Source organism: Bradyrhizobium genosp. SA-3, from assembly GCF_004212635.1.
GTDB lineage: Bacteria > Pseudomonadota > Alphaproteobacteria > Rhizobiales > Xanthobacteraceae > Bradyrhizobium.
Map to the genome: position 1 here is coordinate 1 of NZ_PSRT01000300.1, position 1540 is coordinate 1540.

2 protein-coding genes are annotated in these 1540 nt (G+C 65.8%); both read left to right on the forward strand.

Annotated elements, in window-relative coordinates:
• The first annotated feature begins 24 nt into the window (after positions 1-24).
• Positions 25-948 carry a TPM domain-containing protein gene (locus CWO91_RS42130; protein WP_165406083.1) on the forward strand — a complete coding sequence of 308 codons (924 nt, stop codon included), beginning with the start codon at positions 25-27 and terminating at the stop codon, positions 946-948.
• A 3-nt stretch (positions 949-951) separates the two neighbouring features.
• Positions 952-1449 carry a TPM domain-containing protein gene (locus CWO91_RS42135; RefSeq protein WP_130221164.1) on the forward strand — a complete coding sequence of 166 codons (498 nt, stop codon included), beginning with the start codon at positions 952-954 and terminating at the stop codon, positions 1447-1449.
• Positions 1450-1540 lie beyond the last annotated feature (91 nt).

The following is a 1540-nucleotide window of genomic DNA, read 5'->3' on the forward strand; positions in this document are numbered from 1 at the left end:
TGGATCGCCCGGTCGAGCCGGGCGATGACAGCGAGGTTTTGGCGCGCCCGTTCTGCCTTCTTAAAGTGCGGCGTTCTCCTGCTCATCCTGTGTCTCGCCTTCGCGCTCCCAGTCTCAGCCGACGTCGCCGTGCCGGAGCTCACCGGCCGCGTGGTCGACCAGACCGGCACGCTGTCCAGCAGCGACATCGCCGCGCTGTCGCAAAAGCTGCGCGACTTCGAGAACCGGAAGGGCAGCCAGGTCGCCGTCCTGATCGTGCCAACGACACAGCCTGAGACGATCGAGCAGTTCTCGATCCGCGTTGCGGAGGCCTGGAAGATCGGACGCAGGAAGGTCGATGACGGCGCGATCCTCATCGTCGCCAAGAACGACCGGCATTTGCGCATCGAGGTCGGCTACGGGCTCGAAGGCGCGCTCACCGACGTCACGTCGCGGCGGATCATCGATGAAGTCATCACACCGAAATTCAGGACGGGCGATTTCAGCGGCGGCATCTCGGATGGTGTCGATCGCATGATCCGGGTCATCGACGGCGAGCCGCTGCCGGTTCCCTCGCCGACCGTCAGCTTCGGTCATCTGGACGACCTCGCGCCGGTCTTCATCGTGACGCTGTTCGCCTCGATCGGGATCGGCGGGTTCTTCCGGGCCATGCTGGGGCGGTTGCTCGGATCATTGGCGACCGGTGGCATCATCGCAGCGCTGACCTGGCTCATTCTCGGCTCTCTTGCGCTTGCGATTGGTCTCGGCGTTCTCGGCTTCATCATCGGATTCATCGCCGATCTGTTTTCGGCGATGGGGCCAGTCACGCGGTCGTCGCGCGGCGGATCGTGGTCGAGCGGATCATCGGGAGGCGGCTGGAGCAGCGGCTCATCGAGCAGCAGCGACAGCGGCAGCTTCAGCGGCGGCGGGGGCAGTTTCGGCGGCGGCGGCGCCTCGGGGAGCTGGTAGGTCATGAGCATGAAGCGCATTGCCAGACACCTCGTGCAGCATCATTGGCGGACGAAGCAGATTTTTCCGCAAGCCGTGCTCGACCGCATCGAGCAGGCGATCAAGCGGGGCGAAGCGACGCATTCCGGCCAGGTCCGCTTCGTGGTCGAAGGCGCGCTCGATGGCCGCCCGCTGTTTCGCAACCAGCCGGCGCGCGCGCGCGCGCTCGACGTGTTCTCGCATCTGCGCATCTGGGACACCGCGCACAACAACGGCGTCCTCATCTATCTCCTGCTCGCCGACCGCGACGTCGAGATCGTGGCCGACCGCGGCATCGACGCGAAGGTTGGCGCGGAAGGCTGGGAAAAGATCTGCCGGGCGATGGAGGCGGAGTTCAGGTCGGGCCAGTTCGAACGCGGCGTGATCGCCGGCATCGAGGCCGTGTCGCGCGAGCTGGCGCGGAATTTCCCGCCGCAAGGCCCGCATTCGAACGAACTGCCGGATGCGCCGGTGCTGATGTGATGGACTCTGATGTGGGCGAGGTAGGCGCCGCGCGCTCCGTCATTGCGAGGAGCCCTTGCGACGAAGCAATCCAGAGTCTCTCCGCGGAAAG